Source organism: Arthrobacter stackebrandtii, from assembly GCF_017876675.1.
Taxonomy (GTDB): domain Bacteria; phylum Actinomycetota; class Actinomycetes; order Actinomycetales; family Micrococcaceae; genus Specibacter; species Specibacter stackebrandtii.
Genome location: NZ_JAGIOI010000001.1, coordinates 2,562,827 through 2,587,716 on the forward strand (window position 1 = coordinate 2,562,827; position 24,890 = coordinate 2,587,716).

At 65.1% G+C, this 24,890-nt stretch carries 24 protein-coding genes; 14 read left to right on the forward strand and 10 right to left on the reverse strand.

The window, feature by feature from the left end:
* Window positions 1–108 precede the first annotated feature (108 nt).
* Entirely contained in the window at window positions 109–1,323 is a 1,215-nt protein-coding gene (locus tag JOF48_RS10990; protein WP_209680622.1) for a class I SAM-dependent methyltransferase, read from the reverse strand.
* A 146-nt stretch (window positions 1,324–1,469) separates the two neighbouring features.
* Between JOF48_RS10990 and JOF48_RS10995 the strand changes: the two genes are divergently transcribed.
* From JOF48_RS10995 to JOF48_RS11010, 4 genes are all read left to right on the forward strand, one after another.
* A complete protein-coding gene (locus tag JOF48_RS10995; protein ID WP_209680624.1) occupies window positions 1,470–2,444 on the forward strand; it encodes a siderophore ABC transporter substrate-binding protein in 975 nt (324 codons plus the stop codon).
* Between the two features lie 91 nt (window positions 2,445–2,535).
* Window positions 2,536–3,537 (forward strand): ABC transporter permease, encoded by a 1,002-nt coding sequence (locus JOF48_RS11000; RefSeq protein ID WP_209680626.1) that lies wholly within the window; start codon window positions 2,536–2,538, stop codon window positions 3,535–3,537.
* A 67-nt stretch (window positions 3,538–3,604) separates the two neighbouring features.
* Window positions 3,605–4,639 (forward strand): iron chelate uptake ABC transporter family permease subunit, encoded by a 1,035-nt coding sequence (locus tag JOF48_RS11005; RefSeq protein ID WP_425353735.1) that lies wholly within the window; start codon window positions 3,605–3,607, stop codon window positions 4,637–4,639.
* The gene (locus JOF48_RS11010; RefSeq protein ID WP_209680630.1) at window positions 4,636–5,391 is read left to right on the forward strand and encodes an iron ABC transporter ATP-binding protein; all 756 of its coding nucleotides are present in this window, start codon (window positions 4,636–4,638) and stop codon (window positions 5,389–5,391) included. The genes JOF48_RS11005 and JOF48_RS11010 overlap by 4 nt, the downstream gene beginning before the upstream one ends.
* 18 nt (window positions 5,392–5,409) lie before the next feature.
* Here the strand turns inward: JOF48_RS11010 and JOF48_RS11015 are convergent, their stop codons facing one another.
* The 3 genes from JOF48_RS11015 to JOF48_RS11025 form a co-directional block, all read right to left on the reverse strand.
* On the reverse strand, window positions 5,410–6,219 hold the full coding sequence (locus JOF48_RS11015) for an ABC transporter permease (RefSeq protein ID WP_342591220.1): 810 nt from the start codon (window positions 6,217–6,219) through the stop codon (window positions 5,410–5,412).
* Window positions 6,216–7,088, reverse strand: a complete 873-nt coding sequence (locus tag JOF48_RS11020; protein ID WP_209680632.1) for an ABC transporter ATP-binding protein — start codon at window positions 7,086–7,088, stop codon at window positions 6,216–6,218. The genes JOF48_RS11015 and JOF48_RS11020 overlap by 4 nt, the downstream gene beginning before the upstream one ends.
* Before the next feature lie 126 nt (window positions 7,089–7,214).
* Window positions 7,215–8,522, reverse strand: coding sequence for an ISL3 family transposase (locus JOF48_RS11025; protein WP_209684305.1), 1,308 nt, complete (start codon window positions 8,520–8,522; stop codon window positions 7,215–7,217).
* A gap of 145 nt (window positions 8,523–8,667) precedes the next feature.
* Here JOF48_RS11025 and JOF48_RS11030 point away from each other — a divergent pair, with 145 nt between their 5' ends.
* Window positions 8,668–9,093 carry a GNAT family N-acetyltransferase gene (locus JOF48_RS11030; RefSeq protein WP_209680641.1) on the forward strand — a complete coding sequence of 142 codons (426 nt, stop codon included), beginning with the start codon at window positions 8,668–8,670 and terminating at the stop codon, window positions 9,091–9,093.
* A 33-nt stretch (window positions 9,094–9,126) separates the two neighbouring features.
* Here the strand turns inward: JOF48_RS11030 and JOF48_RS11035 are convergent, their stop codons facing one another.
* The gene (locus JOF48_RS11035; RefSeq protein WP_209680643.1) at window positions 9,127–9,429 is read right to left on the reverse strand and encodes a putative quinol monooxygenase; all 303 of its coding nucleotides are present in this window, start codon (window positions 9,427–9,429) and stop codon (window positions 9,127–9,129) included.
* 1,162 nt (window positions 9,430–10,591) lie between these two features.
* Between JOF48_RS11035 and groES the strand changes: the two genes are divergently transcribed.
* The 4 genes from groES to guaB all read left to right on the forward strand — a co-directional run bounded on the left by groES (window position 10,592) and on the right by guaB (window position 16,355).
* Window positions 10,592–10,888 (forward strand): co-chaperone GroES, encoded by a 297-nt coding sequence (gene groES, locus JOF48_RS11040; protein ID WP_038464523.1) that lies wholly within the window; start codon window positions 10,592–10,594, stop codon window positions 10,886–10,888.
* An 89-nt stretch (window positions 10,889–10,977) separates the two neighbouring features.
* Entirely contained in the window at window positions 10,978–12,585 is a 1,608-nt protein-coding gene (gene groL / locus JOF48_RS11045) for a chaperonin GroEL (protein ID WP_209680645.1), read from the forward strand.
* Window positions 12,586–12,753: 168 nt separating this feature from the next.
* Window positions 12,754–14,673, forward strand: coding sequence for a heavy metal translocating P-type ATPase (locus JOF48_RS11050; protein ID WP_209680647.1), 1,920 nt, complete (start codon window positions 12,754–12,756; stop codon window positions 14,671–14,673).
* Window positions 14,674–14,840: 167 nt separating this feature from the next.
* Complete coding sequence (gene guaB, locus JOF48_RS11055; RefSeq protein ID WP_209680657.1) at window positions 14,841–16,355, forward strand: IMP dehydrogenase; 1,515 nt, start codon at window positions 14,841–14,843, stop codon at window positions 16,353–16,355.
* A gap of 317 nt (window positions 16,356–16,672) precedes the next feature.
* On the opposite strand, the gene JOF48_RS11060 is transcribed toward guaB, so the two are convergent.
* The 5 genes from JOF48_RS11060 to JOF48_RS11080 form a co-directional block, all read right to left on the reverse strand.
* Window positions 16,673–17,290, reverse strand: a complete 618-nt coding sequence (locus tag JOF48_RS11060; protein WP_209680659.1) for a hypothetical protein — start codon at window positions 17,288–17,290, stop codon at window positions 16,673–16,675.
* A 183-nt stretch (window positions 17,291–17,473) separates the two neighbouring features.
* Window positions 17,474–18,055, reverse strand: a complete 582-nt coding sequence (locus JOF48_RS11065; RefSeq protein WP_209680661.1) for a hypothetical protein — start codon at window positions 18,053–18,055, stop codon at window positions 17,474–17,476.
* A 68-nt stretch (window positions 18,056–18,123) separates the two neighbouring features.
* Complete coding sequence (locus JOF48_RS11070; RefSeq protein WP_209680663.1) at window positions 18,124–18,579, reverse strand: hypothetical protein; 456 nt, start codon at window positions 18,577–18,579, stop codon at window positions 18,124–18,126.
* Window positions 18,579–19,196: a hypothetical protein gene (locus tag JOF48_RS11075; RefSeq protein WP_209680665.1), complete on the reverse strand. Its 618-nt coding sequence runs from the start codon at window positions 19,194–19,196 to the stop codon at window positions 18,579–18,581. The genes JOF48_RS11070 and JOF48_RS11075 overlap by 1 nt, the downstream gene beginning before the upstream one ends.
* A 49-nt stretch (window positions 19,197–19,245) precedes the next feature.
* Window positions 19,246–20,136, reverse strand: a complete 891-nt coding sequence (locus JOF48_RS11080) for a WXG100 family type VII secretion target (protein ID WP_209680667.1) — start codon at window positions 20,134–20,136, stop codon at window positions 19,246–19,248.
* A 120-nt stretch (window positions 20,137–20,256) separates the two neighbouring features.
* On the opposite strand from JOF48_RS11080, the gene JOF48_RS11085 reads away from it, so the two are divergent.
* From JOF48_RS11085 to JOF48_RS11105, 5 genes are all read left to right on the forward strand, one after another.
* Window positions 20,257–21,351 carry a BtrH N-terminal domain-containing protein gene (locus tag JOF48_RS11085; RefSeq protein WP_209680669.1) on the forward strand — a complete coding sequence of 365 codons (1,095 nt, stop codon included), beginning with the start codon at window positions 20,257–20,259 and terminating at the stop codon, window positions 21,349–21,351.
* A gap of 45 nt (window positions 21,352–21,396) precedes the next feature.
* Entirely contained in the window at window positions 21,397–22,521 is a 1,125-nt protein-coding gene (locus JOF48_RS11090; RefSeq protein WP_209680671.1) for a GuaB3 family IMP dehydrogenase-related protein, read from the forward strand.
* Window positions 22,522–22,645: 124 nt separating this feature from the next.
* Window positions 22,646–23,137, forward strand: coding sequence for a PTS sugar transporter subunit IIA (locus tag JOF48_RS11095; protein ID WP_209684434.1), 492 nt, complete (start codon window positions 22,646–22,648; stop codon window positions 23,135–23,137).
* Between the two features lie 115 nt (window positions 23,138–23,252).
* Complete coding sequence (locus tag JOF48_RS11100; protein ID WP_209680673.1) at window positions 23,253–24,155, forward strand: SURF1 family protein; 903 nt, start codon at window positions 23,253–23,255, stop codon at window positions 24,153–24,155.
* A complete protein-coding gene (locus tag JOF48_RS11105; RefSeq protein ID WP_209680675.1) occupies window positions 24,152–24,667 on the forward strand; it encodes a DUF3817 domain-containing protein in 516 nt (171 codons plus the stop codon). Before JOF48_RS11100 ends, JOF48_RS11105 begins: the two co-directional genes overlap by 4 nt.
* Window positions 24,668–24,890: the final 223 nt, after the last annotated feature.

Here is a 24,890-nt window from a genome sequence, read left to right on the forward strand (position 1 = left end):
CAAAAAGCGGCCGTTGGTGCGATCGCGTCCAGTGACTTTCAGCCATTGGTGCGATCGGGTCGGGTGAAAACCTGCCATTGCTGCGACAGGGTCGATGGGGCGGGAGGGCTACCAGCCGTGGGGTTCCACCACGATCGCGACGCGGTCCTCGCCGATCCGGGTCAGCACCAGCGTGGCCTTGTTGGGGCCCTTGCCGGAGCCGGTCAGCAGTTGGCGGCGCAGTTCCTCGGGCGTGACGGAAATGCCGCGCTTCTTGATGTCGAGCACGCCGATCCGTGAGGCCTTGACCCATGCCTTGAGCGCCTTGACGTTGTACGGCTTGACCTCCAGGACCTTGTAGCAGCGGGCCAGGGGAGTGTGCACCGGATCGTCCGAGGACAGGTAGGCGATGTGCTCGTCCAGCAGGTGCGCTCCCATGCTGCGGGCCAGGTCAGCCACCAGGCCGGCGCGGATGACGGCGCCGTCGGGTTCGTAAAGGTAGCCCGCCACCGGGCCGATTTCGGCGTCCTGCGCGGCGGGGTCGTACGCCACCGCGCTGGTGATCTCATTCATGCCGGACGGGCCCACCACCAGGGCCGAGCGGCGGATGCCGGGCCGGGCCAGCTGGTTGAAGTACAGCCCCGCCTCAACGACATCCCCGTTGACGGAAATCCATTGCGCCTCGGCGGTGGCAGGGACGGCCTCGTGGGGGATGCCCGGGCCCATCTTCACGCCGACGGCAAGCCCCCGGTCCGCCAGCTCCTCCACGAAGGACAGCGGCGGGGAAAACGCCTCCGGGTCAAAGAGGCGGGTGGTGCCGGAGGTGCTGGTGGTGCGCCGGGCCGGGTCCAGCCAGACGCCGCCGATGCCGTCCAGGTCGGCATCCTCGGCGCGGCCGCACACCACCTTGGCATGCGGGAACGGCATCAGGTTGATGGTGGTGCAGGCTGCGGTGACCTCGTCCATTTCGACCGCGGTGACGTTGATGTCCAGGCTGGCCATCGCCAGCGAGTCGGCACCCAGCCCGCAGCCGAGGTCGGCAACGGAGGTGATGCCCGCCGTCGTAAATCTTTGTGCGTGAAGGGCTGCGATGCTCAGGCGCGTGGCCTGCTCCAGGCCCGCCTGGGTGAACAGCATCTGGTGGGCAAACTCGCCAAACTTGGCCTCGGCCTTGGCGCGCAGCCGGGACTGGGTCAGTGCCGCGGCAACGAGCTCGGGGGAGTGCCCGGCCTTGCGCAGCGACTCGTTGACCTTGAGGGAATCGGCCTCGCGGTAGGGGCCCAGCGAGGACAGCAGTTCCCAGCCGGCAGGGGTCAGGAGCGGGGAAATTGCGTCGGAGGCCATGCGACAAGAGTAGCCGTACGGGGGTCGGTGACGAGCGTCACGTCAAATACGCGAGATGTAAGTTGCGTAATTATTTTCTATCGTATTAGCTGTTGTTTATGCCCGGTTAGGGTTGCCTTAGCTTACCGAGAGTTCGGAGTACCAACATGTTGAAGAAGCGCCTGCTGACCCTTGGGGCTGCTGCCGCCCTGCTGGCCTTGACTGCCTGCGGAGCCGAAGCCACCGCCCCCGCGGATCTTGCCGGCGCCGCCACCGTCACGGTGGAGGACAACAATGGCGAGCACACCATCGCCACCCCGCTCACGTCGGTCGTGGCCACGGACAACCGGACTTTCGAAACCCTCTCCGACTGGGGCGTGAAGCTCACCGCCGGCGCCGTGGCGCTGATGCCCGACAGCAGCCCGTACACCCAGGACAAGTCCATCGTCGACCTGGGCAGCCACCGCGAACCCAACCTGGAAGCCATTGTCGCCGTAGAGCCGCAGGTGATCATCAACGGCCAGCGCTTCACCCAGTACCACGACGACTTCACCAAGCTGGCCCCCAACGCCACCGTCCTCGAGCTGGACCCCAGGGACGGCGAGCCGTTCGACGCCGAGCTGAAGCGCCAAGTCACGGTCTTGGGCGAGGTATTCGGCAAGCAGGCCGAAGCCAAGAAGCTGGCCGGTGACTTCGACGCTGCCGTGGCCCGCGTCAAGGCCGCCTACGACCCGAAAGACACTGTCATGGGCGTGATCACCTCCGGCGGCAACATCAACTATGCAGCCCCCGGTTCCGGCCGCACCCTCGGCCCCCTCTTTGACATCCTGGCACTGACCCCGGCCCTCGAGGTTGAGGACGCCAGCACCGACCACCAGGGCGATGACATCTCCGTCGAGGCCATCGCCAAGTCCAAGCCGAACTGGATCCTGGTCATGGACCGCGACGCCGCCGTCTCCGCCGATGACGCCGGCTACTCCCCGGCCAACGAGCTCCTGGAAAAGTCGGAGGCGCTCAAGAACGTCCCCGCCACCCAGGAGGGCAACATCGTCTACATGCCGGCTGACACCTACACGAATGAGAGCATCCAGACCTACACGGAGTTCCTGAACTCCTTCGCGGATGCGCTGGAAGCCAAGTAGTCATAGTTTTTACCAGCTCAGTGGCGGTTCCGGCAGCAATGCCGGTGCCGCTGCTTTGCTGTCTGCTGGCAGGATCTGAAGGGACCGCTGCATGAGTACCACGTTGAAGCCCGTCGCCGTCAACGGCGCCGCCAAACGCTCCAAGGGCAGGCTGTTCGAGCCCAAACTGCTCGTGGGCATCGCCGTCGTCGCGGCCCTTCTGGCGCTCTCGCTGTTCACAGGCGTGTACGACATCTTCGGCGGAGAGGACGGCGGGGAAATGTTCGCCATCACCCGCATCCCGCGCACCATCGCACTGGTCCTGGCCGGCGCCGCCATGGCCATGTCCGGGCTCGTCATGCAGCTGCTCACGCAAAACCGCTTCGTCGAGCCCACCACCACCGGCACCACCGAATGGGCGGGCCTGGGCCTGCTGGCCGTCATGATCATCAACCCGCACGCCAGCATCCTCACCAAGATGTCCGGCGCGGTCTTCGCCGCGTTCATCGGCACCATGATCTTCTTCCTGTTTCTGCGGCGCGTGTCCCTGAAGGCGTCGCTGACGGTGCCGATCGTGGGCATCATGCTCGGCGCTGTCGTCGGGGCAGTCTCCACGTTCATCGCCCTGCAGACCGACATGCTCCAAAGCCTGGGCATCTGGTTCGCCGGCTCCTTCACCTCCGTCCTGCGCGGCCAGTACGAGGTCCTCTGGATCGTGGCCCTCGTGGGCGTCGTGATCTTCCTCGTCGCGGACCGCTTCACCGTGGCCGGCCTCGGCGAGGACGTGGCCACCAACGTCGGCCTGAACTACCACCAGATCATGCTCATCGGCACGGGCCTGATCGCCATTGCCACCGGCGTTGTCACGGTGGTTGTGGGCTCCCTGCCGTTCATTGGCCTGATTGTGCCGAACATCGTCTCCATGGTCCGCGGCGACGACCTCCGCGGCAACCTGCCCTGGGTGTGCCTGCTCGGCATCGCCATCGTCACCGTCTGCGACCTCGTCGGAAGAACCATCATCATGCCCTTTGAAGTGCCCGTCTCCCTGATCCTCGGCGTCGTTGGTGCGGCTGTCTTCATCGCCCTGGTCCTCCGGCAGCGCCGCCGTGCTTGAGACCCCCGCGCCCCGGCCCACCCAACGCAAGACACCCGCCGTCGGGCTTCCCAAGCCGCTGGCTTCCCTGGGGAAGCACGACGGCGGCACCCGGCACAGCGGGCGCAGCGCCGCCTCCCTGCCCACCCGCCGTGCGCAACGGCGCTACGCGGTGGTGCTCACCGTGCTGCTGGTCCTTGCTGCCGGCTTTGCGTTCGGGCTGCTTGCGTGGGGCAACCCCATGCCGGTGGGGTCGGACGGCTTCTGGCGGATTGCGCAGATGCGCGGCACCAGCGTGGTGGTCATGGCGGTGGTGGCGGTGTGCCAGGCCATGGCGACGGTCAGCTTCCAGACGGCCACGAACAACCGGATCATCACGCCGTCGATCATGGGCTTTGAATCGCTCTACATTGCCGTTCAGACGGGCGCCGTGTTCTTCCTGGGTGCCGCCGGGGTGACCGCGGTGCAGGGAGTGCCGCAGTTTGTGCTCCAGATTTTCATCATGGTGGGACTGTCCATGGCGCTGTACGGCTGGCTGCTGAGCGGAAAGTACGGCAACCTGCACGTCATGCTGCTGGTGGGCATCATCATTGGCGGCGGGCTGGGCTCCGTCTCGGCGTTCATGCAGCGGCTGCTGACGCCGAGCGAATTCGACGTGCTGACGGCGCGGCTCTTTGGTTCCGTCACCAACGCCGATGTCAGCTACCTGCCCATCGCCATCCCGCTGTGCGTGGGCGCAGGGGTGCTGCTGCTGCTCAACTCCCGGCGGCTGAACATCATTGCCCTGGGCTCCGACACCGCCACCGGCCTGGGCCTGAACCACCGCCGCGAGGTCATGCGGGTGCTGTTCCTGGTGTCCATCCTGATGGCCACCTCCACCGCGCTGGTGGGGCCCATGACGTTCCTGGGCTTCCTCGTGGCGACGCTCGCCTACCAGCTGGCCGACACCTTCGACCACCGGCTGGTCTTCCCGATTGCGGCGCTCGTGGGGTTTGTGGTGCTGAGCGGTTCGTACTTCGTCATGAAGAACGTCTTTTATGCCGAAGGGGTTGTCTCCATCATCATCGAAGTGGTGGGCGGCTCTGTGTTCCTGTTCTTTATTTTGCGAAAGGGTCGACTGTGATCACGCTGACCGACGTCCGGAAAAGCTACAACAGCGAGGTGTCCATCGGCCCGGTGGACCTGGTGATCCCCGCCGGGGGAGTCACGGCCCTGGTGGGGCCCAACGGTGCCGGGAAGTCCACGCTGCTGACCATGGTCGGCCGGCTGCTGGGGCTCGACGCCGGAACCATTGAGATTGCAGGCTGGGATGTGGCGTCCACGAAGTCGGCGGACCTGGCGAAGGTTGTGTCCGTGCTGCGCCAGGAGAACCACTTCGTAGCCCGCCTGACGGTGCGCCAGCTGGTGGGTTTTGGCCGGTTCCCGCACTCCAAGGGCCGGCTGACAGTGGCCGACGAGGAGGCCATCAGCCAGGCGGTCGACTTCCTGAACCTTGGGGAACTGGAAAACCGCTACCTGGACCAGCTCTCCGGCGGCCAGCGCCAGCGCGCCTACGTGGCCATGGTGCTGGCGCAAGACACCGACTATGTCCTGCTGGATGAGCCGCTGAACAACCTGGACATGAAGCACTCCGCCCAGATGATGGCGCTGCTGCAGAGGGCTGCGTCGGAGCTGGGCCGGACCATTGTGATCGTGCTGCACGACATCAACTTTGCCGCCCACTACGCGGACCACATCTGCGCGGTCAAGGACGGCGAGGTCGTGGAGTTCGGCACCCCGGAGGAGATCATGCGCGACGACGTCCTCAGCCGCGTCTTCGACACCCCCGTCCAGGTGATCGACGGCCCGCGCGGCCCGCTGGCGGTGTACTACTGACGCGCCCCGGCCAGTGCCTCAGCTGTCCTTGCGGATCCAGCGGAAGGTGAGGCGGCACAGCACCAGGCCAACCACGAGCCACACCGCGAGCACCAGCGCCACCAGTCCCAGGTTCCAGGCGTCCCCGGGCTCGGAGGCCTCGAACGAGGCCGGCAGGAACACCGAACGCATGCCCTGTGCCATCCATTTCAGCGGAAAAATGGCGGCAAAGTTCTGCAGCCAGGCGGGAAGCTGGGAAAACGGCAGGTAGACGCCGGAAATGAATTGCAGCAGCAGGACAATCGGGATGACCACGGCCGTGGCGCTCTTCCCTGTCCGCGGCAGTGCCGAGAGCGCAATGCCCAGAACACAGCTCGTAATGACACCGAACAGGAACACCCAGGCGAACGTCAGCCATTTGGATGCCTCGGTGGGCAGGTCGACGTCGAAGGCAAAACGGGCCACCAGCAACAACAGGATCACCTGCAGTACCGAGCTGGCCAGCACCATGCCGATCTTGCCCATGAAATAGGAGAACACCGGCAGGGGAGTGCCGCCCAGCCGCTTCAGTGTGCCGTCGCCCTTCTCCGCGGCAATGTCCACCCCCAGGTTCTGTACGCCGCTGAGCAGCATGCCCGCAGCCACCATGCCGGGCAGGTAGAACGCCGCATACGTGATGCCGCCGCCGGGCATGTCCGCACCGATCTTGGGGCTGGTGCTGAACGCCACGGCAAACACCGAGAGCATCAGGATCGGGAATAGAAAGGTGAAGAACACCGAATCGCCCTGGCGGAAGTACAGCCGCAGTTCGTAGCCAATGCGCGAGGTGCCCAGCTGCAGTGTTCTCACGCCGCACTGCCTTCCGATTCCTCGCCGCCATGGTTTCCCACCAAGTCCAGATAAATGTCTTCGAGGCTGGGCCGGGTGATTTCCAGCCCCGGCACCTCCCCGCCGGCTTCCGCATAAAGCCGGGCCGCGAGTGCGGCCGGCTCCGTTGTGCGCTCAACACGCACGACGCCGTCCTGCCTCCACCGCACCAGCGGCACCTTTGCGTCGTGCCCGCCAATGTCATCGATGGGTCCGATGTCCACCAGTTTGCCGCCCACGATGACACCGGCCCGGTCGGCCAGGGTTGCGGCCTCATCCAGGTAATGTGTGGTCAGCAGGATGGTGGTCCCCTCGGCCTTGAGCTGGTTGACCAGGTCCCAGAACTGGCGCCTGGCTTCCGGATCAAAACCGGTGGTTGGCTCGTCCAGGAACAGCAGTTTGGGGCGTCCGATGATGCCCAGCGCCACATCCACCCGCCTGCGCTGTCCTCCGGAGAGCTTGCTGATCCTGGTCTTCTCTTTCCCGCCCAGCCCGACGGCGTCAATCACCTCGGCGACCTTGCGTGGCTTCGGGTAGTACCCGGCAAAGTGGCCCAGTTGCTCCAGGACGGTGACGTTTCCGCTTTCTCCGGTCGACTGAAGCACGATCCCCAGCTGTGCCTTCCACTCCAGCCCACCGTGCTGCGGATCGACGCCCAGAACGCTGACCTCGCCCGCGGACCTGTCGCGGTAGCCTTCCAAGATCTCGATCGTGGTGCTCTTGCCAGCGCCGTTGGGGCCCAGCAGGGCAAAGGTTTCGCCTTCGTGGATGTCGAAGCTGATGCCATCCACTGCCGTGAATCCACCGTAGGACTTCTTGAGGTCCCGCACCTGTACAGGGGTTGATGTCATGCCTCATCCTTGCATCCGAACGAGGAATGAAACAGCAGTCGAGTGGGTTTGAACTGACTTTTGGCGGGGCAAGCAATTAGCTGCAAATGTCCAGATGGCAATCCTTCGTGCAACATTGGAGGCTCTTCAGAATTGAGAGTGTAGTTTCGGTCTGAAGCCGCCGGATTCCAGCAGTGATCTGGCGACGTAGTTGGTGAGGTTGCGGAAGCCAAGGGCGGATCCTCGGAGGTGTTCCAATCTTCCATTAATTGCTTCAGTTGGGCCGTTAGAAGTTCCCGGACGGTCGAAGTACGCGAGGATGTCAGTTGCCCTGCGTTTGAGTGTTCGGCCCATCTTTTTCAGTTCTTTCAGAGCTGCAGGGACCCCGCTGCTGAGGGAATCAATGAGGGCTTGCATGAGCTTCTTACCTTGGGCCGGGTCTTCTGCCCGGTAAGCGGCGATCATGCGTTGATAGGCGCCCCACGTAGCTTCGACTTCGACATGTTTCTCCTCGGCGAAGAGATCAGCGATTCGCTTTTGTTGTTTCTCGGTCAGCAATCCTTCACCGGTATGCAGCGTCAGCCGGGCTTTGTAGAGCGGATCCCCGGCTCGTCCCCGATGCCCACACGTGGCCTGCTGCACCCGGCGACGGCAGTCATCGAGCGCGTCGCCGGCAAGACGGACGACATGGAATGGATCCATCACCGCAACAGCGGCAGGCAGCTCTTCGGCGGCAGCGCTTTTGAACCCGGAGAACCCGTCCATGGCCACGACTTCCACCCCGTCACGCCAAGCTTGAGGGCGTTCCTTCAACCAGGTAGCGAAGACCTGTTTGGAACGGCCCTCAACCATATCCAGCAGCCTGGAGGGGCCCTTTTTGTCGCGGACCGGGGTGAGGTCGATGATGACGGTGACGTATTTGTCTCCATGCCTGGTGTGGCGCCACACGTGCTCGTCAACACCGATGATCTTTACTCCGTCGAAGCGTGTGGGGTCATTGATTAGCACCCGCCGTCCTTCGGCCAACACGGCCTTGTTCGCGGTATTCCAGGACACGCCCAGCCCCTCGGCGACGCGAGCGACGGTGAGGTGCTGGCACACGATGCCTTCCAACGCCCACACCAGGCCGCGACGGGAAAGCTTTGACCGTGGTTCGGCCGCCTGGGTGGTGTCTTGCCGCCAGACATGACCGCACCCGGTACACCGATAGCGGCGGATCCGGACCAGCAACGTCGTCGGCCGCCAGCCGAAGGGTTCATGGCCGAGTTCCCGGGTCACTGTATCCCGCGGGATACCTTGGCCGCCACACTTACGGCACCATTCATCCGTGGCCACCACCCGACAGGCAATCACAGCACGATCAGGAGCAAGGAACTGCCCGGTCGCTTCCAGACCAAGCCTGTCAAGGCGGCAGAAAGTAGTCAGGTCAGGGCATTGAAGAGTAGCGTTGAACACGAGGGCCTTGCTGTAGAAAAATCTGGATCTAGACAATCTGATTCTCTACCAAGGCCCTCACCTATACCGAAACGAGTTCCTCGCCCGGATTCATCACTGACCAACCCCACCTACACCCTGCATTCGGAAGAGCCACATTGGAGGCATGCCACCATTCACGTTGTCGACCTCCGCGGCCATTTCAGATGCCGAGTTACTTTCGCTGTATGGCTCGGTTGGCTGGACGAGCTACACCAACGACCCAGAGGTGCTCTTTCGAGCAGTCAAGAATTCGGCCTTTCTCGTATCTGCCTGGAATGCGGGTGGCAGGCTGGTTGGCCTTGCCCGGACGATTTCCGACGATGCGACGATCTGCTATCTCCAAGACATCCTGGTTCATCCGGAACATCAAGGAACGGGCGTCGGGCGAGCCCTCTTGGAACAAGTGCTCGAGAGATATTGCGATGTGCGCCAGACGGTGCTCATCACGGACGACGAGCCATGGCAACGTGCCTTCTACGAGTCCATGGGACTGACCGAAGGCGCCGATTTTAGTGACGGACCGGTGCGCGTCTTCGCCAAATTTCGGTAGGGTTGGTCGAATCAAAGCCCGGCGCACCGCGGTTCAGTCGCGTAATGGTGATCCGACGACGTTGAAGCGAAACCCGCCAAAATCGCCGGACAGGAGTGGCTGTGCTGCCGCTATGGAGGCTTGGACCTCGGGCAAGGTGAGGGATGCCTGGTGCGCATCGGAGCTCTCCCAGAGTTCCACGACGAACACTGTGTCGGGGTCGTCGTCGCTGACACCCACCTCATACGCCAGACAGCCGATCTGGCCGAGGACGTCACTGCGCCGGGTCAGATGGGCAAGCAGCTCGCCACGCCTGCCGGGGACGACACCGAGTGTTCCTGCGCTTGCGAATGTCATGGCACAACCCTACCCAGATGATGCAAGACTGCGCCCCGCCAACTAGCGGCCAACATGCCACAACAAACCCCGTCAGACCATTCACTGAGTGGGCCGGCATCGCATGGCGACGGCTCCCGACTGGAAATCGTGACTGTCCACGAGCTAGAGCTGGATTCGTTCGCGGAGCCCTGCCAGCAGCGTCGGCCCGTATCCGCAAGGACGGCTGTACGACTAACCCGTAATCATCCATCAGTCCCAGGTCTGCCAATGCCAGCGGGAGTGTTACGCCACCCGCCCACGGGCCATCGCCGGGCTGATGGTTGAGTTGCTGGATCTCCCGCGCCAGGTCCGCCCCGCACCAGGTCGGCGTTCCAGTCGACCCCGCCCAGCGTGCTCGACACGACGTGCTCCTAGCCTCGTCGATGGCCTCGGCCAAAGGTATCTGCCACTCACCCATCCAGGCGGGCCACGTGCCCGCGGCCGGCTTTCGCCAGGCCCTTCCATCCGGGCGGTCCAAAGGCGCATCGAATCCTCGTCCGGCGGCTGCTCCGCCTCGTGATGGCAGCAGCCGTCGAACGTTGCGTTGATCGAGTATCGAAGTGGACCATCCCGTTGCCCTCCCCTGATGGGCGAAGTGCATTTCGCCGAACCGACAGCCAGACGGGCTGCGGCGTTGCCTGAACCGCCCATGATCCAAGGACACGTATCCGCACCGTACGGCGGAAGGCGGCCTGCGGATGATTCCGTCCTTGATGTGTCCGGAAGGAAATCCCGCGGGCCGCGTGCGGGACAAGAGCATGAAGGCGCCCAGACGATGCCCGCTTGGGCCATGGCCGTGCGCGGCAGCCCGAAATACAGGAGCGAGGCCAGGCAGCCGGCCCGCACAGTCTCAGCCTTCATGACAACGGCGTAGGTGTCCTGACCGCCCGCCCAAGGTGCGCCGTGAGCGAAACCCGGCCCGCCGCCGTCGTGCTTCACGGGGAAAATCTGGCACTCGCCTTGACCGAGTGCTAATCAATTCCATAGAGTCAGAGTTAGCACTCTCACCCTGAGGCTGCTAACCCGCAAACCTTTTGGCCATGGGAGCATCACCGGCACCGCGACGACGGTTGGGCTCCATACACATGGCGAAGAAGTCTGCCAACCATCCATGGAACTTTAGTGTGAAGGAGAGGTCCGAGTGTCGGTCTCTATTAAGCCTCTTGAGGATCGTATTGTTGTTCGCCAGCTCGAAGCAGAGCTGACCACTGCATCAGGTCTGGTCATCCCGGACACTGCCAAGGAAAAGCCCCAGGAGGGCGAAGTTGTGGCAGTGGGCCCCGGCCGCGTTGACGACAACGGCAACCGTGTCCCGATCGATGTTGCCGTTGGCGACGTTGTCATCTACTCCAAGTACGGTGGAACCGAAGTGAAGACCGGTGGCGAAGAGCTGCTCGTCCTCTCGGCCCGCGACGTACTGGCCATCGTCGTTAAGTAACGACTTTCGTCAACCGCTTTGTGAAGCCCCGCGACCGGGACCGTGATTAGGTCACGTCCGCGGGGTCTTTGCGTGAAAGGACAAAAAACATGGCAAAGCAGCTTGAATTCAACGACGACGCCCGCAAGGCCCTCGAGGCCGGCATCAACAAGTTGGCCGACACCGTCAAGGTGACGCTTGGCCCGCGCGGCCGCAACGTTGTGCTCGACAAGAAGTGGGGCGCCCCCACCATCACGAACGACGGCGTGACCATCGCCCGTGAGGTGGAGCTGGAAGACCCGTACGAAAACCTCGGCGCACAGCTGGCCAAGGAAGTTGCCACGAAGACCAACGATGTTGCCGGCGACGGCACCACCACGGCCACCGTTCTGGCACAGGCACTGGTCCGCGAAGGACTGCGCAACGTTGCCGCAGGTGCGGCACCGGGCGAGCTCAAGCGCGGCATCCAGGTTTCCGTGGAAGCCATCGCCGCACGCCTGCTCGAAAACGCACGCCCGGTTGCCGGCGGCCAGGTGGCAGAAGTTGCTGCCATCTCCGCGCAGAGCCAGGAAATCGGCGACCTGCTCGCCGAGGCGTTCGACAAGGTCGGCAAGGATGGTGTCATCACCATCGAAGAGTCCTCCACCACCTCCACCGAACTGGTCCTCACCGAGGGCATGCAGTTCGACAAGGGCTACCTGTCCCCGTACTTCGTCACCGACGCGGAACGCCAGGAAGCAGTCATGGAAGACGCACTGGTCCTGATCAACCAGGGCAAGATCTCCAACCTGCAGGAATTCCTGCCGCTGCTGGAAAAGGCACTTGCCGCCAACAAGCCACTGTTCATCATTGCCGAAGACGTCGACGGCGAGGCACTGTCCACGCTGATCGTGAACCGTCTGCGCGGCACGCTGAACGTTGTTGCCGTCAAGGCTCCCGGCTTCGGCGACCGCCGCAAGGCCATGCTGCAGGACATTGCAATCCTGACCGGCGCCCAGGTTGTCTCCCCGGAGATCGGCCTGTCCCTGGACCAGGTTGGCCTGGAAGTACTGGGTACGGCTCGCCGCATCACCGTCACCAAGGACAACACCACCATTGTTGACGGCGCCGGCACGGCCGACGATGTGGCAGCCCGTGTTGCCCAGCTGCACGCCGAACTGAAGCGCACCGACTCCGACTGGGACAAGGAAAAGCTGCAGGAACGCCTGGCCAAGCTGGCCGGCGGCATCGGCGTGATCAAGGTTGGCGCAGCCACCGAGGTCGAGCTGAAGGAAAAGAAGCACCGCATTGAGGACGCCGTGTCCGCAACGCGTGCAGCTTTGGAAGAAGGCATTGTGGCCGGTGGCGGTTCCGCACTGGTGCAGGCCGGCAAGGCCCTGGACGAAGATGCCAACGTTGCAGCCCTCACCGGCGACGCAGCAACCGCCATTGAACTGGTCCGCAAGGCCATCGCCCAGCCGCTGCGCTGGATTGCCCAGAACGCCGGCCACGACGGCTACGTTGTGGTGCACAAGGTTGGCGAGCTGGAAGACGGCTTCGGCTTCAACGCAGCCACCGGCGTCTACGGCAACCTGATCGAAGACGGCGTCATCGACCCCGTCAAGGTCACCCGCTCGGCCCTTCGCAATGCAGCCTCCATCGCGGCTTTGGTGCTCACCACCGAAGTTCTCGTGACGGACAAGCCTGCCGAGGATGACGAAGCAGGACACCAGCACTAACGTGCCGGAAGTTGGCCGGATCACCTGATCTGGCATTTATGACACCGCTCCCGCTTTCTGACACCGATATCCCGGTGTCAGAAAGCGGGAGCGGTGTCATTTTTCGTTGGAGGTGGCGTTGGGGTGTTGGAGTTGGCATAACGGCCGGCTCAGGCAACACTGTTGAGCATGGACGATTCTGTGAACCAGCCGCCGCTTGATCTTGTGAGCCGCCATGATGTGGCGCCCGTGAATGAGCCCGGGAAGGCAGGAAAGTTGGCCGGGTTCATCCGCCGTTACCCCGTTGTGGCGCTGACGTTGGTGGTCATGGCGGTGGCCGGCGGGCTGGCCCTGTCGGGACTGGACACGGCCGCACAATGGGTGGCGAGCGTGTACGCCGTCGGAATTGCGGTCCAGCAGGGGATTGGCATGGTCAGGGACATCATGCGCGGACACTGGGGGATCGACATCCTCGCCGTGACCGCCATTGTCGCCACGGTGGTGGTGGGAGAGTACATCGCGTCCTTGATCATTGTCCTGATGCTCTCCGGCGGCGAGGCGCTGGAGGACTACGCGGCGGGCCGTGCGCAGCGAGAACTAAAGGCACTCCTGGACCGGGCACCGCTCACAGCCCACCGCGAAGGTGCCGACGGGGCGACGGAGGAAGTGTCCGTGGCGGAGGTCCGGGTGGGTGACATTCTGGTCATCAAGCCGGCCGAGGTGGTGCCGGTGGACGGGCTGCTGCGCTCGGAGTCTGCGTCATTTGACGAGGCTGCCATCACCGGGGAGAGCCTTCCCGTGGACCGTGTGGCCGGGGAACCCGTCATCAGCGGAACCGTCAACGGATCCGCCGCCGTGCGTATGGAGGTCACTGCCACGGAGGCGGATTCTCAATACAGCCGCATCGTTGCGCTCGTCCAGGCGGCCGCCGACAGCAAGGCTCCGGTGGTCCGACTGGCCGACAGGTACGCCGTGCCGTTCACGATCGTGGCACTGGCGCTGGCGGGTCTCGCCTGGTTCCTTAGCAAGGATCCGGCGCGCTTTGCCGAGGTCCTCGTGGTGGCAACTCCGTGCCCGCTGCTGATCGCCGCACCCGTCGCGTTCCTGGGCGGCATGAGTCGTGCGGCCAAGGCCGGCATCATCATCAAGAGCGGCGGCACGCTGGAACAGCTGGCCCGGGTCAGGTCGGCCGCCTTTGACAAGACAGGCACGCTGACTGGCGGCCACCCCACGCTGGAAGAGGTTCGGCCGGCGAGCGGATTCGGAGCAGGGGAACTGTTGTCACTTGCCGCGTCCGCGGAGCAGTATTCCTCCCACGTGCTTGCCTCTGCGGTCATTGACTCCGCCCTCAGCCGGGGCCTGGAACTGCACCCATCCGATGATGCGGTTGAGCACGCCACAAACGGGGTGGCGGCCACATGCAACGGCCGCGCCGTGATTGTTGGCAAGCCGGCGTTCATTGCGGAGAACGCCTCCGGCCTGGCCGCCGCGGAGCTCGCCTCAGGGCAGTTGGCCGTCTACGTGGCCGTCGACGGCCGCTTCGCCGGAACCTTGATCATGCGCGACCCCATCCGGCCCAACTCCGCCGCCACCATCGCCTCGTTGCATGCCATGGGTGTTGGCCACGCGATCATGCTCACCGGCGACGCCCAGTCCACCGCGGAGCACATCGCGCGGGAGGCCGGAATTGACCAGGTCAGGGCGGGGCTGCTCCCCGAGGACAAGGTCCGGATCGTCACCACCCTGGAACACCGTCCGGTCCTGATGGTGGGCGACGGCATCAATGACGCACCCGTCCTGGCCGCGGCCGACGTCGGCATCGCCATGGGTGCCAAGGGTTCCACCGCGGCAAGCGAATCGGCGGATGTGGTCATCATGCTGGACGACCTGGCCAAGGTTGCCCAGTCGGTTGAGATCGGCCGGCGCACCATGAAGATCGCCGTCCAGAGCATTTGGATCGGCATCATCCTCAGCGTGGGGCTGATGGTCCTTGCGGCGTTCGGCTGCATCCCGGCCGTGGCAGGCGCCCTGTCCCAGGAACTGGTTGACCTGGCCACAATCCTCAACGCGCTGAGGGCACTTTTGCCGGGTCGCCGCCGGCGGCCGTGACACGCCCCACGGGCAGCGTGGGGCGTCCCGATGTGACGCAGCACTCGGGAATAGGGCCTAGGCGGCTTTCGTTTTAGACTGTAACCAACGCACAGGCCAGCTTCGTAATCACGGAACAGGCCATCGGATGCATCCCCCAATGGTTCTACCCCTGCCAAGGAGCCTTCGTGTCCCAGCCTGAAATTCATGACCCCTTTGCCTTTGTTGGCCTGACCTACGACGACGTCCTGCTCCTTCCCGGGCACACCAACGTCATCCCGTCCGATGCCGACACCAGCTCGCGGGTCTCCAAGCGCATCACCGTCCAGACTCCGCTGCTGTCCGCAGCCATGGACACCGTGACGGAATCGCGCATGGCCATCGCCATGGCCCGCCAGGGCGGCTTGGGTGTCATCCACCGCAACCTGTCCATCGAGCGCCAGGCCGAGGAAGTCGACCTCGTCAAGCGCAGCGAATCCGGCATGATCACCAACCCGGTGACCGTTGGACCCGACGCCACACTCGCCGACCTCGACGAGCTGTGCGCCCGCTTCCGCGTCTCCGGCCTGCCCGTGGTTGACGAAGGCGGACGTCTCGTGGGCATCGTCACCAACCGCGACACCGTGTTTATCCCGGAGAGCGAATACTCCCAGCGCCTGGTCCGCGACGTCATGACGCACATGCCGCTGATCACCGGCAAGGTCGGCATCAGCCGCGAAGACGCCTCCGGCCTGCTGGCCAAGAACAAGATTGAGAAGCTCCCGCTCGTTGACGACGCCGGCATCCTTCGCGGCCTGATCACCGTCAAGGACTTCTCCAAGGCCGAGCAGTACCCGCTCGCCACCAAGGACTCCGAAGGCCGCCTGCTCGTCGGTGCTGCAATCGGCTTCTTCGGCGACGGCTTCGAACGCGCCATGACCCTGGTCGAGGCCGGCGTTGACGCATTGTTCGTCGACACCGCCAACGGCCACAGCCAGGGCGTGCTGGAAATGATCGCGCGCCTCAAGAGCGAAAAGGCCGCCGCCCACGTGGACGTCATCGGCGGCCAGGCAGCCACCCGCGAAGGCGCCCAGGCCCTGATCGACGCCGGTGCCGACGGCATCAAGGTCGGCGTCGGCCCGGGATCCATTTGCACCACCCGCGTCGTTGCCGGCGTCGGTGTCCCGCAGATCACCGCCATCTACGAATCCGCCAAGGCCGCCATCCCGGCCGGCGTCCCGCTGATCGCCGACGGCGGCCTGCAGTACTCCGGCGACATCGGCAAGGCCCTCGTGGCCGGCGCCGACACCGTCATGCTCGGCTCCCTCCTGGCCGGCACCGCCGAGTCCCCGGGCGAGCTCGTCTTCGTCAACGGCAAGCAGTTCAAGGCCTACCGCGGCATGGGCTCCCTCGGCGCCATGCAGTCCCGTGGCAAGAACACCTCCTACTCGAAGGACCGCTACTTCCAGGCAGACGTCTCCGGCGACGACAAGCTCATCCCTGAAGGCATCGAGGGCCGCGTGGCCTACCGCGGACCGCTGGCATCCGTCGCCTACCAGCTCGTCGGCGGCCTGCGCCAGACCATGTTCTACGTCGGCTCGCCCAACATCGCCGAGCTGAAGGCCCGCGGCAAGTTCGTCCGCATCACCCCGGCCGGCCTGAAGGAATCCCACCCGCATGACATCACCATGACGGTTGAGGCTCCCAACTACCTGAACAAGTAACGGTTCAGCCGGTTCTGCCCGCTTAAGCACGACGGCGGCGACGCACCTTCCAAAGGTGCGTCGCCGCCGTCGTTGGTTCAGGGATGTCCGGCCTGGTGACAGCTCACAGCGGGCCCGGCGCCGGGCGGATGGCGGCCAAGACTTCGCCCAGGAGCGGTCGGGTATCTGTCGTGGGGTTTCTGCCCGCCGCGTCCAGCCTGATCCGGTTGGTTGAAACAGCAGCACCTGCTGTTTCAACGCACCGGGCGGTCGCCGGATCGCGTTGTCTGCTGCTTCAACTTGGGGGAGGAAGGCTGCTGAAAGCCGGATGTGTCGGACTACGCGTTGAGGGCGGCCTTGAACTGCTCCACGGCGTCGGCTGCGGGGACTGAATCTTCCACGAACTCCGATTCCGTTCCGGAGCGCAGGACCCAGTCGCCGGTTTCCACGGCTGTCAGCTGGGCGACAACGCCCTCGGCGTCAACGCGCAGGCGGCGCACCACGGCGGTGGCGGGGAGACCTTCGGCGGCACCGGTCAGATACTCGTTGCACAGGTGCAGGGCGAGCTCCAGCATGGCAGTGCCAGATTCGATGGGCTGGATTTCGTGGACGCCAAACGGGCTGATGCTCAACAGCACCGCGCCCACGTTGGAACCCACGGCAAACAACACGTGTTCGCTGCTCGGCGTGGTCAGCTTGATCTCCAGCCATTCCTGCGCCTGCGAGAGGACCGTGCCGACAATGGCCGTCTTGTCGACGGGCACGATCTTCTCGCCCTGCGGCGCGGCCAGGCCCCGCACCATGAGTGTGGTGAGCCCGGCGTTGTGCAGCAGTTCGTTGTCCCCGTGCTGGTCGAGCCGCAGCAGGCCCAGCGTGACGGCGGCCGATTCCGTGGGCGTCATGGAAAGCAGGGTCAGCAGCTCGTGGTCGGTCAGGCGCAGTTCAGTCTCAGTCATGTGGCTAAGCCTATCCGCCGAGGGGCCCCGCCCGGGGGCCCACGCCCGCGGGGGTCCCGGCGTGAGCTTGCGAACGGTGGGAGCGGGCGGGGAGTAGCGAGGGTGGGGAGGTGGAGAGGCGCTATCCGCCGAGGGGCCCACTCCCGCGAGGGTCCCTGCATGAGAGGTGGAAACGGCCAGGGATTACAACGGCCCGAAGTTCCTGGTTCCGGTGGGATCGTGCCAGTTGAGCGACATGGCTTCCAGGTCCTGATGCACAGCTGGAGTTCTCGCAATGTAGGCACGGAAGTCCCGCCGCGCATGCTGCATGCAGTAAGCGGGTGCCACGAAGACGCTGGCGGTGCCCACAAGAAACAGCAGGGCAACCACCACAAATGACATGGCCGGCCCCGGTCCCTGCGACAGCCAGCCACCCAAGGCAAGTGCCATGGGGCCGCCCACGGCAAGCGTGATGAGCACGGCCAGCCCCACCCCGGAGGACGTCTTTCCCGGTGCCCTTGAAGCTTGGGGTGGGGAGGCATGGGCAATGCGCGGTAACTTGGCGGAACGGATGACGACGGCGATTGCCAGCATGGCCGCACCGGCAACCAGCAAGCTGATCCACAGGCCCGGCATGCCCGGCATTGTGGCCACCGCAAGAATCCCGCCGCCCAGAACGGCCATGCCCAGGCCGGTCATGGCTGCCGCAAGCCCGCGCCATTGTCCAAAGCTCCATGCCATGTCGCGCAGCGCCGAGGTGGTGGTTTCCGGAGCCATGCGTGCCATGTCGGAATTCAACCAATAGTCCAACGGTCTTTGCGGCATGGCAGGGAACGGGGTTGTGTGGCTCATTGTCAGCGGTCTTTCACGGGAGTTGATGCTTGCGGGAGGCTGCGAACCCCGAGGATCAGGAACGGATAAATGGTCAGGGGAACTGAAAACAGCAGCGGGTCAACACCGAACTGCAGGTCGATCCCCACCGCGGTGAAGTACCAGAACAAGCCGGCCATGAGCCACAGAACCACGGCAATGACCACCAACGCCGCGGTTTTGGGCCCGGTCGCCGCCGGGGCTGCTGCTGCGGCTCTGTGCTGGATGGAGCCCTTCCGCACGCGGAGCCAGGCCAGCACCAGGACAATGGCAAAGATCCCGGCACCCACCCATGCCGTGCCGGCATGGGTGCGGCCGCCGAGTACGGGGTTGACCAGGGCCAGTGCCGCAAAAACAAGGGCGACGGCGGCCGTGGCGAGCAGGAGCGCTGCAGCACGCATGCGCGGGCTGCTGCCGTTGGGTGAAGGTGTCTGGGCCATCAGGCCAGGGCTGCGCTGAACAGGTCAAAAGCCTCGGCCGCCGGGACGGCCACGGCCTGTGCAGCATCACCGTTGCCGGTTTTCAAGGTCCAGGCATCATTCGGTTCGCGCCTCAGGTGTGCCGTGCGGGGGGACTCCGTTGCAGCATGGCGGGTGACCATGGCTGCGGCCGGCAGTCCGTCCGTTGCATCCTGAAGATAGGCGCGGGCGAGCAGGACGCCCAGGTGCGCAACGCCGTCGGAAGTGTCCACGGGGCGCACCTGGTGGACGCCCAACCTGTCCAGCGACAGCAGCAGCGAGCCATGTTCCGAGGCCGCCACGAACATGACATGGTCAACCTTGGGCGTCACAAACGCCACCTCCAGCCAGGCCGTGGACGTGGTCAGGACCGCAGCCACGAGGGCTCCACGGCCCACGGGCTCGATGTCGTCGCCGCTGGCCTGGGCCATGCCTCGGGCCAGCAGGGTGGTGATGCCTGCCCGCTCCAGCACGTCCTGGTGGGGAACAGCGGCCAGTCGGAACAGCTCGCGGGTGAACGTGGTGGATTCACCGGGATTCATGGCAAGCAGGGCCAGAAGTTCATGGTCCGTCAGCAGGAGCTCTGATTCGTCCGTCATTGGTCCTTCATTCCTTGGTGTCTGAATGGGGTTTTGGGCTTGCTCAACTCTAGCCACCGGTCAGCCATCCCCACGCTTTCTTGGCGACATTGGCTGTTTCCTTGCCCAGCCACTCGGCACCGTCGGAGACCTTGTCGCCCACCCAGCTGGCGCCGGCGCCGATCATTTCGCTGGTGGAGCCGTAGCCGAGGCTGGTGGACAGCATGCCCAGTCCGGCCCACGCGACGCCTGCCACGGCGAAGGCGGGGCCGACGACGGGGATGAACGAGCCGACGGCCAGGACGGTTGTGACGCCGCCGTCAATGATTTGGTTGGTGTCGCCCGTCATGATCCCGTTGGCCAGCTGGACGCCGCCGCCGATGACACTGAGGACCCCCGCGGCGCGGCCCACCATGGACAGCCCGTTGAGCAGTTGCGTGCCCTTGACGTACTGCCCCAGCTGGCCCGCCTCGGCGCTCAGCAGGCTCCACGGCATCCTGCGCAACAGCCCGGCGTCCACCATCTTGCCGAGGAGGTTGCTGGCCAGGATCCCCGTGGCGGAAGCGAAGAGGTTGCCGGCTTGGTAAATGGGGTTGCCGTTCGCATCGACCAGTCCCTGCAGGGGTGAATCGGCGCCGTCCCCTCCGGAGGAACCGCCGCCGGGAGCCCCGCCGCCTGTTCCGCCGCCGGTGTCGGCGCTCGCTTGTTCCTGCTCATCGGCCTGGGCCTTGATTGCGGCTGATTGCTGGGTCAGCGTCGCCCCGGTGTCGTGCAGTGTCAGGCGCAGTCCGTTGTTCCACCGGCCGCGGAACATTTCGCTGTCCGGACCGTTCCACTGCGCCCTGCTGATCACGTTGTGGAGGGTGGAGGACAACTGGGTCAGGGTTTCGCCGGAGGTGGCCATGGTCTTGGCCAGGTCGCGCAGTTGTTCCGGATCCGCGCCGATCATGCCGTCTGCCATGTGAGCCTGCCTTAGGTGTCGCTGGTGGGTGCGTCGCGCACAACGATTTCCGTCCCACACTAGCGCCGCGCGCTGCCGTGCGCGATGGGGAGTCCTCACCATCGCGGCTAGAATCAACGCATGCTTCCCGCCTATGACCACTCCGCCGAATATTCGCACTGGGATGCCGGCCTGTGGACCCGCGTCCTGTCCGCCTCGGGCGTGCGCAGCCCGTTCACCGGCGAACCGTTTACGGAGGCCATGCTGGCTGGGCTGGCCGGCGGCATCGGCTTCATGATCTTCACGTTTGAATACAAGGACATCACCACGGCGTCGGCGGTGACCCGCTTCCACCCCGGCCCCTACACCGAGAACCTGCTCCGCCGCTCCGGCGCCGCCGTCAACATCCAGCAGACGGGCAGCGCCAAGCTGGCCCAGTCGCGACTGGACGCCGCACTCGAAACCGGGGTGCCCGCCGTCGTGCGTGTTGTGCGCGGTGAACTCCCCTGGATCGCGAAGGACCCGCTGGCCGACATGGACTCCATGGACGTTGCGGTGGTGGCCAGGGAGGGTGCCGGCTACCTGATGGACGACGGCGGCGGGCGCCTTGAGCGGATCACCGCGGCCGCGCTGGCGCAGGCGCGCGGCTCGCGCAAGGCGGACAAGCACTGGCAGGGGCATGTCGTGGTCCGCGGCGGGGCGGCGCAGGAGGGCGAGTCGCTGACCGCGGAAGTGGTGCGCCATGCCATGGCTGAGACCGCGGCGGAGCTCCTGTCCCAGCAGGCGCCGCCCGGGATTCCGCCGGGATACGCCAAGAACTTCGGCGTGCTGGGCATGCAGACCTGGGCGCAGCGGCTTGTGGATGCGTCCACCAAGCACGGCTGGATGCGGATCTTTGGCGACCCGGAACGCTCCGCCACCGGCATGGGCATGCTGCACGGGCTGCTGGCGGGGAAGCGCTACAGCGGGCCCGGCGCGCTGCGGCCGTTGTATGCGCAATTCCTCGACGAGGTGGCGCTGGCAGGGGAGGGGGTGTCCGGCGTCGAACGGGCAGGGCTGGCCGAAACCGCCGCACAATACCGCGCGTTGGGGGAGCACTGGGATGCCCTGACGGCGCTGGTCGGGGCCCCGGGTGAGCCGGATTTTGTGGCGATGGCGTCCCGGGTGGAGGCGATCGCGGTGCTGGAGGAGGCCGCGGCGAAGGAGCTGGCGGCTGTGGCGGGCAGCACGGACTAGCCCGGTTTTCATGGCCCGGGCGCTCCCTGCGATAGGCTAGGGGGCGTGACTTATGAGATTGAGATTGGCCGTGGAAAGCGTGGACGCCGCGCATACTCGTTGGATGAGATTGCGATTGTGCCCTCCAGGCGCACCCGCGACCCCCAGGATGTGTCGGTGAAATGGCAGATCGATGCCTACCAGTTCGACATCCCCGTCCTCGGTGCGCCGATGGACTCGGTCATGTCACCGGAGACGGCGATTGCCCTCGGCAAGCTCGGCGGCCTGGGCGTCCTGGACCTGGAAGGCCTGTGGACCCGCTATGAGGACCCGCAGCCGCTGCTCGACGAGATTGCGCTGCTGCAGGCCTCCGTGGTTGACGCCGAGACCACCGTGCGCCTCCAGCAGATCTACAGCGAGCCCATCAAGGCAGAACTGATCACCGCCCGCCTGGCCGAGATCCGTGCCGCCGGCGTGACCGTTGCCGGCTCCCTCACGCCGCAGCGCACGCAGGAGTTCTACAAGACCGTTGTGGCGGCGGGCGTGGACATCTTCGTCATCCGCGGCACCACGGTTTCCGCCGAGCACGTGTCCAAGTCCACCGAACCGCTGAACCTCAAGCAGTTCATCTACGAACTTGACGTCCCCGTCATCGTGGGCGGCGCGGCCGGCTACACCCCGGCCCTGCACCTCATGCGCACCGGCGCGGCGGGCGTCCTGGTCGGCTTTGGCGGCGGCGCGTCCACCACCACCAGCCGTGCACTGGGCATCCGCTCACCCATGGCCAGCGCCATCTCCGACGTTGCCGCGGCCCGCCGCGACTACATGGACGAGTCCGGCGGCCGCTACGTTCACGTGATCGCCGACGGCGGCATGGGCTCCAGCGGCGACATCGTCAAGGCCATCGCCATGGGCGCCGACGCCGTCATGCTTGGCGCCGCACTGTCCCGGGCTGCCGAGGCACCCGGCCAGGGCTGGCACTGGGGTGCCGAGGCGCACCACCAGGAACTGCCGCGCGGCCACCGCGTCCACATGGGCACTGTGGGCACGCTGGCAGAGGTCCTGCACGGCCCGGCACACCAGGCCGACGGCGCCTCCAACCTGATCGGTGCCCTGCGCCGCTCCATGGCTACCACCGGCTACTCGGACCTGAAGGAATTCCAGCGCGTCGAGGTCATTGTCGCCCCGTAGCCTGTGCTTCCGCCGCAAGGGCGCCCGTCCGTTACGGACGGGCGCCCCGGCATTTAGCCCGGCTAGACTGGACGCGGGACGACCCGGTGCGGGGCCCTCCCTTGGACGCATGCGAAAGGTACCGATGACGCAGGGCTCGCTGGAACGCTATGAAACCGAACTGACCAACCCGGGCCTCGTGATCCTGGAAATGGTGGCCGACTCCAAGGAGGATGCCGCCGCACAGCTCGCCGCAAAACTGTACGGGCAGGGCCGCATCTCGGACCTGGAAGGCTTCCTTGCCGACGTCAACGCCCGCGAGCACCAGATGGCCACCGGCCTGCCCGGCGGGATCGGCCTGCCGCACGCCCGCAGTGCGTTCGTCAACGAAATCTCCATCGCGGTGGGCATCACCAAGTTCGACCACAGCCTGGATTTTGGCGCGGTGGACGGTCCGGCCAACGTGATTTTGCTCATCGCGACGCCCGCCAGCTCCTTCTCGGCGCACCTGGAGGTCCTGGCCACGCTGGCCCGCTCGCTGTTCAAGGAAAACTTCCGCGAGTCGCTGCGCCGCGCCCACGACGCCGAGGTTATTGCCGAACTCATCAACTCGACCCTGGTGTTCTTCGACCACTGAAACCATGCACGACGGCGGCACTCGCCTGCCGCCTGCGGCCCGGCCGGGGCAGCGGGCAGGACGGGCGCCGTGGGTGCATTCGTTGTTCTACATGGTTACGAAGTACCGTTGAAGTGTGTTAAAAACTGCCGTCAAGCCCAAATGGATAGCAGCGCTGCTGTTTGCGCTGGCTGTCGCCGCCGTCCTAGTCCTCCTCAGCCAATGGCAGTTTTCCCGTTCGCTGGAGAAGGATGTTGCCCCGCCGTCCGTGACGGAGAAGGTGCAGCCCCTGCTTGACACCATGGAACCCGGGCAGACCATGACGGGCAACATCGAGGGCCAGTTGGTCACCGCCAAGGGCCATTTTGACCCGTCCAGGCAGGTGCTCGTCTCCTCCCGCGTCCAGGACGAGAGGATTGGCTACTGGGTAGTCACTGCCTTTGTTGTGGATGGCGCACCCGTTCTGGAAGGCGTGGCAGCAACCGAGGAGGTCGTGATTCCCGTCGCCCGCGGCTGGATTCCCACGCCGGACAACGTCCCGGCTGCCCCAACCGGAACCCTGGAAGTCGAGGGCCGCCTGCTCAACTCGGAGGGCCCTGTAGTTTCACAAAAGCTGCCCGAGGGACAGGTTTCCGCACTGGCGTCCGCGGAGCTGACCAACGTCTGGGAAGTGACCACCTACGCGGCCTTCATCGTTTCCCACAGTGAAACGCTGGACGGCCAGAACGTTGGTGCGGCAGCCTCCAACGGGGCGCTGGTCCCAATCACCGTCACCGCCACGGACCAGAACGACAAGATCAACTGGCTCAACATCTTCTACGCCGCCGAATGGGTCATCTTCGCCGGATTCGCTCTCTTCCTCTGGTGGCGCCTCGTCGCCGACGACTACCGCCGCGAACAGGACGAATTGTTCGACATCGACCATGATGATGACGACAAGGGCGGGGACCTCGACGGGCCCGGCGGCGGCCAGCCCGCCACAGTGCCGAACCGGCACACAGACACCACGAACCACATTGAGGAGGGCCGGCAACAGTGACCGAGCCGAAGAACACCGAATCCAGCACCGCGCCGGAAGCACCCGCACAGCCGGGCGCCAAGGCCGCGCCCAAGCGCCGTTTTGGCGGCACCCCCGCACAGATCCTCTCCGCCTTGAAGTTCTACAAGTACCTGGCCTACGCAACTGGCGTCATGCTGTTGCTGCTGGTGGTTGAACTGATCTTCCGCTACGGCTTTGGCAGCGTCCTGGTGGCCGGCGGCACCGACACAGTGACGGGGGCCGCCCACGGCTTTGGTCTTGCCCCCATCCACTCCGTGACTGGCGGCGTGAACCTGTCCACCATGGTGCTGATCATCCACGGCTGGATGTACGTGGTGTACTTGATCTCCGACTTCCGCCTCTGGACCCTCATGCGCTGGCCCTTCAGCCGGCTTGTCCTGATCGCCCTCGGCGGCGTCGTCCCCTTCCTGTCTTTCTTCGTTGAAGCCAAGGTGCACAAGGAAGTTCTGGCGGAAGTGGCCGCCAACCCAAAGGCCGGCAAGCGCTACTAAAGCCAACCCCCTCGCACCATTGGCAGCTCTTTTCTGCGATGCCCTCGCAGCAATTGCTGCTTTTCCTGGGGCGTCCTCGGAGCAATGCCTGGTTTTCCCGAAGTGCTCTCGCACCCACTGCGAGAGCATTTCGGATTTAAGCACCATTGAAGCCGCCGCATTGGGAAAGATGAGGTGCTCGTCACCTCCGGCGGTGGTGCGGGGCAAGGCGGTGCCGGTGTGG